The following is a 16,463-nucleotide window of genomic DNA, read 5'->3' on the forward strand; positions in this document are numbered from 1 at the left end:
GCTGGAAGCGGCGACGTCAGCCGTGCAGCAGCACCGCCTCGAACGCGCCGACCGGCGGCAGATCGAGCCACGTCAGCCCGGCAGCATCGGACACGGACGATGCAGCCAGTGCCTGTCCGCCGACCAGGGCCCGCGCGCCGGACACGCCGCCGCGGACGCCGAGCCGCAAGCCGTGCAGCGCGGGCGGCGGCGCATAATGCGTGTTCCGCTGCCCCGCGTAATTCACCAAGGTCAGCAGCGATGCGCCATCGGGACGATTCATCACCATCAGCTCGACCGGACCGTCGCCGGCCAGCACGAAGCGTGGCGCGGGCGCGTGGCGGGCGATCAGCCGCTCGATCAGCTCGCGATGCACCGGCAAGCCATCGCGGAGATAATGCCAGCCGACGAACCACGGGATGTGCGCGGCATGTCCCTTGCCATGCGCGCGCACCGAGACGCCGGGATCGCGGCGCGGCGCCGTGCCGGGGATCGCATAGCTGAATTCAGGCGGACCGTACCGCTGATCGGGCGCGAAACGCATCAGCGTCTCGGCATCGGCGCGGGCGGTGCCGCCGGCGTAGACGCCGTCGAGCGGAACGCGGCCGGTCACCTTCAGCGTGCTGACCTTCGGGTCAAGCGTCCAGCCGTGGATCGGCTGCGGCGCGGTATAACGGGCGAGCGGGAAGCAGGCGAGCGGCACCGTTGCCCGCGGCTTACCGCGCTCGTCGAACGCGCCGGGCATGGCGGTCGCGATCAACAGTCCGCCCCGCTCGACGAAGCGGTCGAGCGCTGCCGCCTCCGCATCCGACAGCATCATCGCGTTGGGGAGGACGATGACGTCGAACCCTGCGTTCAGGTCGGTCGTGCCATCGGCGACCCGCGCGTCGCTAACGAAACGGAACGGGATCCGCGCGTCGACCAGCGCGCCGTAGAGCCCGCGCCCCTCCGCGGCCTGCCACGCGGCATAGGGAGTCATCCCCGCCAGCCGGGCCGACGCGCCCGATTGATAAAGGCCGACGCGCGCGGACTCGGCCATTCCCGCATAGGCCCCTTCGTTCGCGGCGCGCCATTTGAACAGCCGCGAGACCGGCGGCAGGTAGGTCGGGTCGTCCTGGTCGGCGAGCGTGCCCATCAGGTAGAGGTCGAGCTTCGCGCCGACCCCCATCGCCTGCGCCATGCGGTTCTCGTGATAGGCGGCGGTTTCGGTCACTTGGCGCCACGGATAGTCGATGTGCGCGGTGGAGGTCGACGACCAGGGCTTGCCGGGGCTGCGCGCGAGGGCAGCGCGGCATTGCTCGCCGGATTGATACGCCCATTCCGGGCCGGTGCGATCGACGCGGCGCTGCACCTCGCCGCGCCCGACCTGCTCGACGCTGTCGTGCTGCGCGATCGGCACACCGGGCGCCAGCGTGGCGATGTGAGCGGAGATGCGGCGGCGCAGTGCCTCCGACGTGCGCGCCTGGAACGCGAGGTAATCGGGCCAGGCCGGATCGCCATAGCCTTCCTTCGCGGGCAGCTCGCGCCCGTACATCTCGCGGAACACGCGCCGGCAATTCCCGCACACGCAGATGCCGTGGTCGACATTGGCGTAGTCGGTGCGCGGATAGCCGGTCATGTTAAAGAAGATGCCGTCGGGCTTGTAGCGGGTCAGTCCCTCGCCGAGCAGCCGCAGCCCATAGTCCTGCGCCCAGCCGCCGTTCGGACACGCCTGATAGGTGCCGGCGAACGCGCGCGGGGTGCCGTCGCGATTCTGCATGAACCAGTCGGGGTGCGCGTCATAGACCGGCTGCATCGCCTTGGAGAGATCGAAGCGCCCGATATAGGCCAGCCCCTCGTCATGCGCGGCGGCGATCATCTCGCGTACGAAGTCACCGCGGCCCATATACGGGTTGCGCCGTTGATAGGGCAGTCTGGTGGGGTAGAAAGCGACGATCCCGCCGATGTTCGAGACGATGACGTTGCCGCCGAAGTCGCGGATCGCGCGCGCGATCGTGCGCGGGTCCTCGCGGATGTCGATCTCGCGCAAATTGGTCTGGACGATGCGATAATCCTGCAACCACCAGCGCCTGGGATCGAATGTGCCACCGGTCCGCGGCGACTGCGCCAGCGCGCCGCCGGCTACGCCCAGCCCGGCCAGCGACAGCGTCTGGAGCGCGAGGCGCCGCGAGACGGTCACGCCTCGACCTTCGCGATCGCATGGTCCGCCAGCGCCTCCAGCGCCTGGACCATCGCCGAATGATCCCACTCCGCCCCGCCGCGCGCGACGCAGGCGCTGAACAATTGCTGCGCCGACGCGGTGTGCGGCAGCGCAAGGCCCAGCGCGCGCGCGCTCGACAGCGCGAGGTTGAGGTCCTTCTGGTGCAAGGCGATGCGGAAGCCGGGGGCGAAGGTGCGGTCGATCATCCGCTGCCCATGCACCTCCAGCACGCGGGAGGCGGCGAACCCGCCCATCAACGCGGCCCGCACCTTGTCGGGATCGACCCCTGCCCTGGACGCGAACAACAGCGCCTCGGCGACCGCCTCGATATTGAGCGCGACGATGATCTGGTTGGCGACCTTTGCGACCTGGCCCGCGCCGACGTCGCCGACATGCGTGACGTTCTTGCCCATCACCTCGAACAGCGGCGCGACGCGCGCGAAGGCCGCCTGACTGCCGCCACACATGATCGTCAGCGTCGCCGCCTTCGCCCCGACCTCGCCGCCCGAGACCGGCGCATCGACATAGTCGCCGCCCGCCGCCGCGACGCGCGCGGCGAAGTCGCGGGTCGCGATCGGGTCGATCGAGCTCATGTCGACGACGCAGGTGCCGGGGCGCAGTCCGGCGACGACGCCCTGCTCGCCGAACAGCGCGCGGTCGACGTCGGGCGTGTCGGGCAGCATCAGGATCACGACCTCGGCTTCGGCGGCGAGATCGCGCACCGACTCACAGACCGTCGCCCCGCCGGCCACCAACTCCTCCGGCACGGGCGAGCGATGCCGCACCAGCAGGAGTTCATGCCCCGCCGCCTGCAGATGCCCGGCCATCGGCCGCCCCATGATCCCGGTGCCGACAAAGCCGATCTTCATGCGCTGTACCTCGAATGTGGAAGGGTCATTGTCGCCGTCTAGAAGCGGATCCGGCCGCCGATGCCGACCACGCGACCGCGCAGGTCGTGATATTGCGACAAGGTGGCGAGCGCGACGGTGATGCTCGATTCCGCGAGCAGCGGCGGATCGGTGTCGGTCAGATTCTCGACCTTGGCGTAGATCTGGAATCGGTCGGTGACATCATAGGTCACGGACATGTCGGTATAGAGATACGCCGGATAATGGTTGCGGTTCAGATCGAGCGGACCGAACGCGTTGTCGAAGGTGCCCGGGCCGATATAGTTGAACAGCAACCGCAGGTTGAGCGGCCCCTGATCGTACAGGAAGGTCGTCGAGCCGCGCCACTTCGGCGTCGCAAACCCACCCTGCAACTGCCCGGCGGTATCGACCTGCCCGTTGGCGGTGGAGGAGATCAACCGATCGACATAGGTCGCCAGCGCACGGGTGGTGAAGGTGCCGGCGAACAGCGGGAAGGCATAGCTCGCCTCGAAGTCGACGCCGCGGGTCTTGAGCGTCTGCGCGTTGAACGAATTGGCGTTGACCTGCGTGATCGCGCCGGTTTCGTCCCGCAGCACGCCCGCGCAGAAGATCTGGTCGCCCCGGCCGCAGCGATCGACCACTTCCTGCTGCCCCGGCGTGATGATCGCGTCGCGCAGATTGATGTCGTAGAAATCCGCCGAAAGCTGCAGGCGCGGGATGAACGACGGCTGCAAGACGATCCCGCCGGTGAAGGTGTAGGCGGTTTCCGGCCCAAGGTTCGGATTGCCGCCGATCAGGAAGTTCACATTGGCGGTGCGGTTGGTCAGATAGTCGGTGACGGTGCCGATGCGGATATTGGCCTGCGCGAACAGATCGTTGATGCGGGGCGCGCGGAAATCGCGCGAATAGGTGCTGCGCAGCCGGACATCGTCGTTGATCGCGTAGTTCAGCCCGACCTTCCACACCGCTGTCGACCCGACCGTGCTGTAATCGACCACGCGCCCGGCGAGATCGAGGTCCAGGCTGCGCGCGAACGAGGTTTCGCGCGCCAGCGGGATCGACATTTCGCCATAGGCTTCCTTGACCTCCAGCTTGCCGTAATAGGAACCGAACGTCCCCTGCCGCCAGCCGTTGACGTCGGACACGGGGTCGGAGCGGTTGTCGACCGAGTCCCGCCGATACTCGCCGCCCACCGCGACCTTGACCGGGCCGGCCCAGGTGTCGAACACCTTGCCCGACACGTTCAGATTGACGATGCCGCTCTGCGATCGCGAGTCCTGCCGCGAAGTGCCGAGGACATAGGCATTCACCTCCGGCGTCACCGCGCCGATCCCGAAGATGTTGGCCGGGACGCAGCCGTTGCCGGGATTGGTCAGCGTCGAGCGGCAGACCGCCTGCCCGTTCGGGCCGATCACGGGATCGAGCGCCAACGCCCAATTGGCCTGATTGCGGTTGTTGCGCCCTTCGATCAGCGAACGCGCATAGGTGTAGCTGCCACCCAGCGCCCATTTCCAGGTTTCCGACAGCGCACCGGTCAGCGCGCCGCTGACGCGGTAATAGCTGTTCTCGGTCGAGTTCTCGTTGCGCCCCTGCTCGGGATTGTAGCGACCGACGCGGATCGTCGTCAGGTTGTTGGCGATCATCGCGTCGCGGATGTTCGTCGGCAGGAAGGCGTTGTCGCGGCGTACCGTGATGTCGCCATTGTTGGTGTTGTAATTGCCGGTGCTGCGCGCGAGCGTATTCGCGGCAAGCACATCGAGCCGGCCGGTGACGCTGTCGCTGAAATCGTAGCTGAGCCGGCCGAAGCCGCTGATCTGGCGCGATGCGACCTGCAATGGCGCGAAGGTCGGCTGCGGCATCAACCCCTCGCCGCCTTCCATCCAGACCGTGCCGACGTTGGTACCCTGCTGGAAGATCGACTGCGCCGCGTTCGCGCCGAACTGGATATTGCGCAGCGGACCTGCCGAGGTGATGACGCCGCCCGCGGTCATTTGCGAATAGCGCGCGTTGGGCACGATCAGCTGCCGGAACTGGCCGTTGGTCGGGGTATAGGCCGCATTGGGAATGAAGGTGACGCCGCTGCGACCCCAGTCGCGCGCGCCCTGATAGATGATGTCGGGCTGGTCGAAGTACGAACCGGCGATCAGGAAGCGCCCGCGGCCGCCGCCGAACTTCCCGCCATACAGCGCGCTCGCCGAGACCTGCCCGAGATCGCCGTGCGTCGAAACGTTATACTGCGCGTCGAGCTTCCCGCCCTCAACATTGTCGGCGAGGATCAGATTGACCACGCCGGTGATCGCGTCGGAGCCGTAGACCGACGACGCACCCGCCGTGACGATGTCGAGCCGTGCGATCAACGGCGCAGGCAGGATGTTGATGTCGAAGCCGTTGGCGATCGGGCTGCTGTCCATCATCCGCTGGCCGTCGACCAGCAGCAACGTGCGGGTCGACCCGAGCGCGCGCATGTTGAAGGTCGCCAGGCCAAGGTTGCGTCCGCTGCCGTTGTTCCGGTTGGGGCGTAGCGCCGGTACGTCGCGCAGCAGGTCGACGACATTGGTCGCGGCCTTCTGCTCCAGCTGCTGCTCGGTGATCGTGGTGATCGGGGTCGGCTGCTGGAAGGTGGAGCGTGCGATGCGGCTTCCCGTCACCACGACCTCGCCTGCACCTTCATCCTGCGACGCAGCGGCGGTCGGATCGGCGGGCAGCGCGATCGAGGGATCGGTTGCCGCCGTTGGCGCGTCGGCGGATTGCTGCGCCTGGCCGGGCAGAGCGTGGCACAGGGCAACGGCGCACACGCCGATCGCCAGCAGATTCATGTGAGACAGGCGCTTCATCGTCCCCTCCGTCAGATGGTGCATCCATCTTTGTATGAGGTTTGGATAGGACATGTTACCAATACTAGCAATGGGAAACTTTTTGATCCTTGCTAGGGTCGCGGGCACGTACGGTCGAGGACGCTCGCCTAGCGGTTATGCACGCTCGGCTCGGCCAGGCATTATGCGCATGAAGGTCGGGCACGCGGCGCCAGCAGCGCGGCCTAGGGAAGTGCCGGTGAGCGGCCTTGCGGGCGGATCGACATCCGTGTCCCGGACCTGATCCGGGATCCCGCTTCTTTCTTCTGTCGGTAAAGCGGGGCCCCGGATCAAGTCCGGGGTGACGATGAGACGATTGTTTGGCTCAAAACGTCGACCAATAGGCCGCCTCTAAGGCGATCGTCACATCATTGAGGCCCTATGCGGCCAGCCGATCCGCCACGATCGCGCGGTCTCTTCCGGCGCGCTTGGCACGGTATAGTGCGGCGTCAGCGTCGGCGATAAGCGGCGCATTCTCCCTGCCAAAGGGCGGGTGCCATTCGGAGATGCCGAAGGAGAGGCTGATCGGGCCAAGAAGCTTGTTCCCCTGACGTGGCCGCAGGTCGGCGATGTTCGTGCGCAGCCGCTCGATACGGGGGAGAAGCACCTCGGCCGACGCCCCCGGTGCGATGATCGCGAACTCTTCGCCGCCGAAGCGGCACGCCACGTCTCCGTCGCGGAAATGTTCGCGCATCGCCGCGCCGACGAGTTGCAGCACGGTATCACCGGCATCATGCCCGAATTCGTCGTTGAAGCGCTTGAAATGGTCGATATCGCACATGACGAAGGTAAGCGGCGACCCGGCACGGGCGGCACGCGCGATCTCCAGATGAAGCGCCTCCTCCATATAGCGGCGATTGTGCAACCCGGTCAGGGCGTCCCGGACCGTCTGCTCCTTCAGGTCGCGCTGCAGGCGATGGTTGACCAGCGCAGACGCAATATTCTCACCCAGTGCTGCCAGTCGGAACGCTTCCTCACTCCCGATGATGCCCTGAAGGAAGAGCAGTCCGATGACCTCGCCGCCGGCGAGCAATGGCTCGCAGCGATAGGCGCCCGCGTCTGCAACGGCATGGCGGCATGCCACCTCGCGCCCATCGCCGAGGACGACATGACCCTGCCCCAACCGCAGCGCCCAGCAGTCGTCCGGACCGAAGTTTTCGGGCAAAGCATCGCTCACGCCCCAGCCCGCCAGACGGACGAGCAGGTTGCGGGAATTGTTGTGCGCATAAAGCGCGCCCGCGACGCCGGGCAGCACCTGCGGAACGAAACAGTCGATGATCTGCGCCAACTCGGCGTCGGTCCGTGCAGCCTGCAGCCGATGCGCCATCTCGCCCAACCGCTCGATCACCTGACCACGCGCCTCCAGCGCACCGTGCTGCGCGAGCAGGTCGGCGTTGGCGGCTTGCAGCCGGCTGTCGGTTTCGCGCTGATCGTCGACCGCCTGGGCGAGCCGATCCGCCATGCGGTTGTATCCCGACGCCAGCCGATCGAACTCGTCCGATCCGGTGCGGGCGGTCAGTCGTTGCCCGACCTGCCCTTGCCCAAGCGCCTCCATCGCCTCGAGCGTGCGCCCGAGCGGACGCCGCACGCCAAGCGACATGGTCGCGATCAACGACGCGAGAAGCGCCGCGACGAGCAGTCCGCCGCCCAGCGCGACATATTTGGTCCACGCCAGACGCTCGTCGGCCTCGTAGCCGCGTTGCGCGAGCAGATCGCGCTCGCGTTGCAGCAGCGCGCCGGCTTGCCGATCGACCTGCGCCATCAGTTCGCGTCCCCGCCCCCGGCGATCCCCCGAACCGCGACCGCGAAGTCGCCCCTGCGCGCCAGGCGCATCGACTCCCGGGTGAACGCCACCTTCCTCGATCCGGCATCACGGACCGCAATGGCGCGTTCGTTCTGAAGCGCATTGTCGCTGGTGAGCCGAACGAGCTGATCCAGCTGGCGCGATACATCGGACAGTCGCTGATCGACGGTGGTGGCGAACCGCTCATCATGCGTGAGCAGGTAGCCACGCTGCCCCGATTCCGCCTCACGCAGCTCCTCCAGCGCTTCGTCGAGGACGACAATGACCTGTTGCGAATGGCTCACCCAGGCAAAGCTTTCCCGCGTGCTCCAGGAGGATTGGAGCAGGACCGCCACCAGGCAGAGCAGCGCCGTCGCGATCAGGCCGCCAATGGCTGTCACACGGGATATCAGCGAAGTGAACACAGCGGTTGATCCAGATCAAAATGCCGGCTCGGTCTACAAATCCATTGTTCGCAATTGGTTAATTGGCGTGAGCCCGGTCGATCTGCTGCCGGGGAACGTCACTTTCTTAGAGCGAAGGCGATGATCTTTCCGCCGGGTGCGTGTTTCGGATCCTTGCCACCCCCTGCCGCGATCACCACGAACTGGCGGCCGCCGACGGCGTAGGTGGCGGGGGTCGCCAGTCCCGCCGCCGGAAGTTGCGTCGACCACAGCAGGCGCCCGCTTCGCTTGTCGAAGGCGCGAAAGCGTCGATCGAAGACGGTCGCGCCGATGAACAACAATCCGCCTTTCGTCACGACGGCGCCGCCATAATTCTCGCTGCCGGTCTCTGCCGGCCCAAGCTCGGGATAGCGTCCGAGCGACCGTCGCCACACCCATTTGCCGGTGTTGACGTCAAGCGCCGCCAGCGTGCCCCACGGGGGCGTCAGCGCGGGATAGCCATCCGGATCGAGCAGCCGTTTGTAGCCGTCGAAGACATAGCGCTCGCCGAAGTCGATGGCACCGACGCCAAGCTCCTTGCCGTCGCCGCCGATCGGCGCGTCCTTCCCGGTCATCAGGAACGTGGTCAGCGCCGCGATTTGCTCATTCGACAACGTGCCGCCGAAGCCGGGCATCCGACCGCCGCCCTGTCGGATCTGCGTCTCGATCTGCTCGCGGCCTAGCCGGTCGCCAATATCGAGCAGGGCCGGAATTTGCGGCGCATTGCCCTCGCGGTCGCCGCCGTGGCACGCGGCGCAGCTATTCAGATAGAGCGCCCTGGCTCCCGATCCCGCCACCTTCGCCGGACGCGGCTTCAAACGGAGATGCCACGCCATCTCGTTCGCGTTGACGTACAAAAGGCCGGTGTCCGGGTCGTAGGCCGACCCGCCCCACTCGGCACCGCCGTCCATCCCCGGCAGCAGCACGGTGCCCTGCAGACTGGGAGGGTCGAACGGGCCACGATTGCGCATGCCCGCCAGCGTCGCGCGCACCGCCGCATTTGCGGCGGGGGTGCGGCGGGTGATCATGTCGGGGGTGAAAAGCTGCCGCGCGAAGGGTGCGATACCGGTCGGCATCGGCTGGGTAGGCCAGGTCTGCTCGCCAGGGATGTCGGTCTGCGGAACCGCGCGCTCCGCGATCGGGTAGAGCGGCTTGCCCGTGTGACGATCGAAGATGAAGACCAGCCCCGACTTCGTCGTCTGCGCGATCGCCGGCACGCCCTTGACGGTGACCAGCGTCGGCTGCGCCGGAAAGTCGCGGTCCCATAGGTCGTGATGTACGGACTGAAAATGCCAGCGGCGCGTGCCGGTGCGCGCGTCCAGCGCCACCAGGCTATTGGCGAACAAATTGGCGCCCAGCCGGGTGGGTCCGTGATAATCGCGTTGCGCCATGCCACCCGAAGCGGTCGGCAGGAAGACGAGCCCGCGATCGGTATCGACGGTCATTCCGGCCCAGACATTGGCGCCGAATTCGGTCTTCCACGCGTCGCGCGGCCATGTCTCGTGTCCCGGTTCGCCCGGGTGAGGGATGGTATGGAACGTCCAGCGGATCGCCCCGGTTCGCACGTCGAACGCCCGCACGTCGCCGGGCGTGTTGCCCGTCGAACCCATGATGATCAGGTCTTCGTAGATCGCGCCGGGCGTCACGTTGTTGACGGTGATGCTCGCCGGCGGACGGCCCAGCCCATTCCGCAGGTCCACCCGTCCGTTCGTGCCGAACGCCCGATCCGGCTGGCCGGTGTCGGCGTCGACCGAGATCAGATCGTGGCCGAACGTGAACAGGATCCGGCGCGCGTCACCGCCGCTCCAGTAGGAAACGCCGCGCAGTCGCTGCCGCGTCGCGACCGGAACCATCGCCGGATTATAGGCCCAGCGCTTACGGCCCGTCGCCGCGTCGAGCGAGATCAAGCGGCCTTTGGGAGAGACGACGAACATCTGCCCCGCCACGATCAGCGGGTTGCCCTGCATGTCGGATTGCGACGCCCCTGCGCCGAACGCGTCGCCGGTCTCGTACGTCCAAACCGGCACCAGCTGGCCGACATTGGCCGCGTTGATCTGGTCGAGCGTCGAATAATGCGTCGCCGCGGGGTTGCCGTGATAATAGGGCCAGTCCCGCCCGGATGACGCGCCGCTCGCGGCCGATGCCCCGGGCGGCACGCCTTCAACGTTGGCGGCCAGTACCGCGCCGGCGAAGCCGACCGCGAGCAGCACGGCGGCGGCCCGTTCCATTTGCGTCAACTGCACGATGCACTCCGATATGGCGACGGCGCAGTCCGCGCGCCGCAGCCTTTCGCAATAGTTGCCGCCCTTCCGGAACTTGGCAAGACATGCGCCGGCTCGAAACAAGTATCCGGCGTATCCATTACTGCCCGATTCTTGCTGTTCTCCGCTTGGTCAAGACCCCCGCGACCTTGGTCGCACGCTACTGAAAGCCAGTCGACAAATTGATGGAGGTCATGACATCGGAGTCAGGTCGACGGGCAATGACTGTTGGCGGTTCTGTCGTGACGTTCGCTTGCAGCGCCTCGCGCGCGATCCGAACGATCGGCGATGCCCGCCTTTCTCCCGTTCGACGCGCATGAGGAGGGGGTTTGCATGATCAAGGACAATAGGCGCTCGTCACGACGGCAGGCGTATCGACACATGGCGAGCGGGATCGCCGTGACGATCGCAATGCTGGCCGGCGGCAGCGCACATGCGCAAACGCAGACGCAGACGCAGACTGCGGAGCAAGCGTCCGCGGCCGAGTTGCCCGTCGAGCAGGCGCAGGAGCCGGCGACGACCGACGGCGACGTGGTCGTGACCGGATCGCGCATCACCTCCAGCGGCTTCAACGCTCCGACGCCGACCCAAGTGATCGGTTCGGCGGATCTGCAAAGGCTGGCCCAGCCCAACATCTTCAACGCCGTCACGCAATTGCCGTCGCTTCAGGGCTCGACCGGTCGCGCCACCTCGGTCGGCAGCACGTCGAGCGGTATCCAGGGGCTGAGTTCGTTCTCGCTGCGCGGGCTGGGTGCGATCCGCACGCTGACGCTGCTCGACGGGCAGCGTTTCGTCGGCGCCAATTATTCCGGCGTTCCCGACGTCAGCCAGTTTCCGCAATTGCTGGTGCAGCGCGTCGATGTCGTGAATGGCGGCGCATCGGCGTCGTATGGCTCCGATGCGGTCGCCGGCGTGGTCAATTTCGTCACCGACAAGCGCTTCACCGGGTTCAAGGCGAACATCCAGGGCAGCGTCACCACTTACGGCGACGATGCGGGTCTCACGGCGCAGGCCGCTTGGGGCAAAGCCTATTACGAGGACCGCCTGCACGTCGCGGTCAGCGCCGAATATGGACGCCAGGGCGGTGTCCCGAACCCGGGCTTCGGGATCGTCGGCGCGAACGGTCGCGATTGGTACAATTCGCCGGCCTTCATCCAGACCGGTGTCACCACCACCCCCGCCGGGCAGCCGCGCATTTTCTACATCCAGAACGCGCAGCAATATCAATATTCGAAGTTCGGCCTGATCACATCCGGCCCCCTGCAGGGCACCGCGTTCGGCGCCAACGGACAGCCGTATAAATTCCAGTACGGATCGAACGGCGTGCCGACCGGCACCGGCGCGGTGACCGGCTGTACCCCGTCATTCTGTTCGGGTGGCGATACCAGCGGCGTGGTCGGCGCGGGCACCAGCCTCGCCTCGAAGCTGGAGCGTATCAATTATTATTCGCGCGTCGGGTTCGACTTCGCACCGAACAACGAAATCTACTTCACCTTCAACGGCTCGCGCGTCAGTTCGGAGAATTCACCGAACCCCGGCTATGCACAGCAGGCCAATCTCACGATCCAGTGCGGCGTGAACAACGCGAACGCCAATCCGTTCGTGCCGCAGTCGATCCAGCAGGCGTGCACCAACGCCGGCATCACCCAGTTCCAATACGGCTCGGCGCTGGCGCAGCTCGGCGACTTCATCGAAGTGAAGCCGGTCCGCACCAACCTGCGCTACGTCGTCGGGGCCAACGGCAAGTTCCGCGGGCTGGGTACGGAGTGGAGCTACGACGCCTATTACGAATATGGGCGCAACTACACCGACCTGCATGTCGACAACATGCTCAACATCTCGCGCTTCCGCACCGCCTATCAGGCGATCCGCCTGGCAGACGGCACGATCGGTTGCGCCAATGCCGCCGCGCGCGCCGCAGGGTGCGTGCCGCTCAACATCATCGGCGACGGCGGCGTGACCGAGGCGGCGCTGAACTACGTCAAGCCGGCGATCGGCCCGTATCAGCACACATGGTCGTCGCAGAACGCCGGCGCGGTCAGCCTGAACGGCCAGCCGGTCTCCACCTGGGCAGGGCCGCTGTCGGTGGCGATGGGTTACGAATATCGCCGCGAATGGTATCGCACGAAGGCCGATCCCTATGGCAACGGCGTGAGCGCGGAGAACCCGAACACCAGCGACTATCCCGCCGATCCGACGCAGAATACGCGCACCGGCGGCAATTGGTATGCGGGCAATTACAAGAACGGCACCGGCAGCTACAACGTCCACGAGGGCTTCCTCGAACTGGACATTCCGATCTCGAACGAGGACCAGATCGGGCGCGCCAATCTGAACGCGGGCGTTCGCGAAACCCATTACAGCACCTCGGGCTGGATCACGAGCTGGAAGGTCGGCGCCACTTGGGACACGCCGCTGTCCGGGCTCCGACTGCGCGGCGTCACGTCGCGCGACGTCCGTGCGCCCAATCTGTCGGAGCTGTTCCGTACGCCAACGTTCGCGAACGCGACCTACCTCGACCCGCGCCAGCCCGGTGCGTCACCGACCGCCGGGCAATTCGTGCAATCCCCGTCCAATACGATCGGCAACACCGCTCTGAGGCCGGAGACGTCGCGCAACACCACCGCCGGCTTCGTCTTCGACGGGCGCACCGCCGGCTTCCTGCCCGGCTTCAACGCCTCGTTCGATTATTACCATATCAAGGTGAGGGGCATCATCACGCCGTTCAGCGGGCAGTCGGCGATCAACCAGTGCTTCCTGCAGAACCTTTCGCAATTCTGCGGGTCGTTCAACCTCGACATCGCGGCGGGGCCGCTGTTCGTGAACGAGCAATTGTTCAACTTCGCGCAGGTCCGCACCAACGGCTTCGATATCGAGGCGAGCTATCGCCGGCCGCTCAGTGGGATCGGCCTGCCCGGCTCGTTCACGATCCGCGGACTCGCCACCCGCACGCTTCATTACACCGAAACCTCGGGGCTGCCGGGCTCGATCCCGTCCGAGCAGGCGGGCAACAACCGTGGCAACGTGCCCGACTGGAAGGTCTTCGCGATCCAGAGCTGGGACACGGACACGCTGTCGCTGTCGGTAGCGGAGCGCTGGTTCTCGGATGGCGTCTATTCGAACGAATATATCCAGTGCACGCCGGGCAGCTGCCCGACACCGGATCCGACCGGCAACATCGCCACCATCGACAACAACCGGATGCCGGGCGCGCTCTACATCGACCTGGGCGGTTCGTACAACATCACCCGCAACATCTCGGCTTATTTCAAGGTCGACAATCTCTTCAACAAGGCGCCGGAACCATCGCCGCAAAATGGCGTCACTTACGGGTTCAATCCTGCGCTATACGACGTTCTTGGCCGGACCTTCCGCGCCGGTGTTCGGCTTACGCTGTAAGCCTCTTTCGCCTGCGTACATTTGGCGGCTCCCAAGCTCCGGCTTGGGAGCCGCTGTTCGCTTCCTTACTGGACTTGCGGACGCATGATCCCCGTCGTTTGTTAAGCATCTGATTGCCGCTACCTTTGGCAAGTGTCACACAGGCGACGTGGACCACCTGAAGCGCCGATCGTTGAAGCAATTGGCCGCGGCGGCGATCGCGGGCGCGCCGCAATCCGCGCCGGCCGCAGCTCGGCCGTTGTCGAACGATGCCGCGGTCCGCATGTCAGCCTATGATCCGGTGTGGACGACACCGAGCCGGCATGCCGGCGAGTCCATGCCGTGCGGCGCTGGCGATATCGGGTTGAACGTCTGGGTCGAAGACGACAACCTGTTGTTTTACGTCGCACGCAGTGGCGCATTCGACGAAACCAACAGCTACCTGAAGCTCGGCCGCGTGCGACTGCGGCTCGATCCTTCGCCATTCGGCACGGGCGCGCCCTTCGCGCAGCGGCTGAACCTGATCGACGGCGAAATCGTCGTGACGTGCGGGGAGCGATCGTCACGATCTGGGCGGATGTCGACACGCCGCTGGTCAACGTGTCGGTGCAGAGCGACACGCCGGTGGGATTGAGCGCGACGTGGGAGACGTGGCGGACGCGCGACCGCGACTATCTGCCGCCCGAGATGTCGATGCACCGCGCGTACGACGGCGCGCCGGTCACGCCGCGCCAATATGCGGACGAGGTGACCTTCGCTGATGGCGGAATCATCGCCCTCCACCGCAATCGACCGTCGTCCGTGTTCGACCTGCTGGTCGAGCAGCAGGGATTGACGACCGTCAAGGACAGGATCTGGAACCCGCTGGCCGGGCTCGGCTTCGGTGTGCTGCTGCACGGCGACGGGCTGGTTCCGGACGGTATCGTGCAAGGCCGCTACGCGAGCACCGACTTCACCGGCTGGCGCCTGACGAGCCGGCGACCACGGCGGCGTCATGCCCTCCGCCTCCATTGCCACGTCGCCCAGACGGATACGCGGGAGGCATGGATGCTCGGGCTGTGCCGGCTCGCCAAGCGTGCGCCCGGAGCGGAGACATCCCGTACGCGCAGCAAGCGTTGGTGGCACGCCTTCTGGGAACGCAGCTGGATCGTCGTTCGACCCGGCCCCGCCCGACCCGACGATCCGGCCTGGCGGATCGGGCGCAATTATCAGCTTTTCCGCCACCAGCTCGGCACCAACGCGCGCGCATTCTGGCCTACCAAGTTCAATGGCGGCAACTTTACCGTCGATCCCGAATATACCGACCCGAAGCTCCGCCTCTCGCCCGATTATCGCGCCTGGGGCGGCGGCGAGTTCACCGCGCAGAACCAGCGGTTGGTGTATTGGCCGATGCTGAAGAGCGGCGACGCCGACCTGATGCGACCGCAACTCGATTTCTATCGTCGCCTGCAAGCGACCGCCGAATTGCGGACCGCGACCTATTGGGGCCACAAGGGCGCGTGCTTCGTCGAGCAGATCGAGAATTTCGGCCTTTGCTGCGGCCAGGAATGGGGCTGGCATCGTAGCTGGAACACGCCGGCGACGCGCCTTCCGGGCGTGGAGGATAGCGCCTTCGTCGACCATCTGTGGGACACGGTGCTCGAATTCTGCCTGATGATGCTCGAGGTCGGGCGCTTCACCAATGCGGATACGTCGGGCGATCTTGCGTTCATCGACAGCTGCCTCGTCTTCTTCGACCAGCATTACCGGCGGGAGCATGCTCGCGTATCGGGCAGCGAGTTGAGCGACGCCGGGAAGCTGGTGTTCTTCCCGGGAACGGCGTGCGAGACGTATAAGAACGCGACGGACTCGGCCGTGACGATCGCCGGGCTCGACGCGGTGCTCGCGGCCTTGCTCGCCTTGCCAGAGCGGATGATCGGGGCGCGCCTGCGCGCACGCTATCTCGCCATGCGCGCCACACTTCCGCCGCTGCCTGTGCGCATGATCGACGGCCGGCGCGTCCTTGCCCCCGCGCAAGCGTGGGATCGCATTCAGAATGTCGAGATCCCGCAACTCTACCCCGTCTTTCCCTATCACCAATATGGCGTCGGCCTGCCGAACCTTCAGCTTCCGATCGACACATGGCGGAACGGGGTCGACACGCCTGCGCAGAAGGACATCAAAAGCTGGCATCAGGACGCGATCTTCTGCGCGCGCCTCGGCCTGACGGAAGAGGCTGCGCAACTCACCGTGCGCAAGATGGATGACAGCGGGCGGCGGTATCCGACCTTCTGGGGCCCGGGCCATGATTGGGCGCCCGACCACAATTGGGGCGGGTCGGGGATGATCGGCCTGCAGGAGATGCTGATGCAGACGCCCGGCGACGCCATTCATCTTTTCCCGGCCTGGCCGCGTGACTGGGACGTCGACTTCCGACTTTGCGCGCCGCGTGCGACGCGGGTCGACGCCACGCTTCGCGGTGGCAAGCTGGTCAAGTTGACGGTCGAGCCCGCCTTTTCGATCGATCGCATCGTGCTGCCGCCGTGGCTTGCGGAAGAGGCGGTGGTGAGCGGGGGCTGACGATCCGCGACATGCCACGCGAGTTCGATGACACCACGCGCTAGTTGCTTGAATCGCGAGCGTTAGACAGGTCTGGTCGACGCCGGTACGTACCCTTCCTCAGCATTTTTCCCAGAGGCCACGGCAGGAGAGCGGCGAC

The 16,463-nt window shown here is 66.1% G+C and carries 7 protein-coding genes and 1 pseudogene; 2 read left to right on the top strand and 6 right to left on the bottom strand.

The features are described 5' to 3' along the window. Positions 1-16: 16 nt before the first annotated feature. The 6 genes from QP166_RS12660 to QP166_RS12685 form a co-directional block, all read right to left on the bottom strand. Entirely contained in the window at positions 17-2,158 is a 2,142-nt protein-coding gene (locus tag QP166_RS12660) for an alpha-amylase family protein (protein ID WP_333916223.1), read from the bottom strand. Then, a complete protein-coding gene (locus QP166_RS12665) occupies positions 2,155-3,177 on the bottom strand; it encodes a 2-hydroxy-3-oxopropionate reductase (RefSeq protein WP_333917340.1) in 1,023 nt (340 codons plus the stop codon). Before QP166_RS12665 ends, QP166_RS12660 begins: the two co-directional genes overlap by 4 nt. Continuing rightward, positions 3,087-5,882 carry a TonB-dependent receptor plug domain-containing protein gene (locus QP166_RS12670; RefSeq protein ID WP_333916224.1) on the bottom strand — a complete coding sequence of 932 codons (2,796 nt, stop codon included), beginning with the start codon at positions 5,880-5,882 and terminating at the stop codon, positions 3,087-3,089. Before QP166_RS12670 ends, QP166_RS12665 begins: the two co-directional genes overlap by 91 nt. A 397-nt stretch (positions 5,883-6,279) precedes the next feature. Then, complete coding sequence (locus QP166_RS12675) at positions 6,280-7,662, bottom strand: GGDEF domain-containing protein (RefSeq protein ID WP_333916225.1); 1,383 nt, start codon at positions 7,660-7,662, stop codon at positions 6,280-6,282. Beyond that, positions 7,662-8,108, bottom strand: a complete 447-nt coding sequence (locus QP166_RS12680; RefSeq protein ID WP_333916226.1) for a CHASE3 domain-containing protein — start codon at positions 8,106-8,108, stop codon at positions 7,662-7,664. The genes QP166_RS12675 and QP166_RS12680 overlap by 1 nt, the downstream gene beginning before the upstream one ends. 98 nt (positions 8,109-8,206) lie before the next feature. Next, positions 8,207-10,369: an outer membrane protein assembly factor BamB family protein gene (locus QP166_RS12685; protein ID WP_333916227.1), complete on the bottom strand. Its 2,163-nt coding sequence runs from the start codon at positions 10,367-10,369 to the stop codon at positions 8,207-8,209. 306 nt (positions 10,370-10,675) lie between these two features. Between QP166_RS12685 and QP166_RS12690 the strand changes: the two genes are divergently transcribed. Next, positions 10,676-13,786, top strand: coding sequence for a TonB-dependent receptor plug domain-containing protein (locus QP166_RS12690; protein ID WP_333916228.1), 3,111 nt, complete (start codon positions 10,676-10,678; stop codon positions 13,784-13,786). Positions 13,787-14,102: 316 nt separating this feature from the next. Beyond that, positions 14,103-16,324, top strand: a pseudogene (locus QP166_RS12700) (DUF5703 domain-containing protein). Positions 16,325-16,463 lie beyond the last annotated feature (139 nt).

The organism is Sphingomonas sp. LR60 (assembly GCF_036855935.1).
In the GTDB taxonomy this organism is placed as follows: Bacteria; Pseudomonadota; Alphaproteobacteria; order Sphingomonadales; family Sphingomonadaceae; genus Sphingomonas.

Bases quoted from the DNA above. Each gene is read 5' to 3' on its own strand.
- QP166_RS12670 (WP_333916224.1), bottom strand. From the start codon at position 5,882: ATGAAGCGCCTGTCTCACATGAATCTGCTGGCGATCGGCGTGTGCGCC.
- QP166_RS12675 (WP_333916225.1), bottom strand. From the start codon at position 7,662: ATGGCGCAGGTCGATCGGCAAGCCGGCGCGCTGCTGCAACGCGAGCGC.
- QP166_RS12690 (WP_333916228.1), top strand. From the start codon at position 10,676: ATGCCCGCCTTTCTCCCGTTCGACGCGCATGAGGAGGGGGTTTGCATG.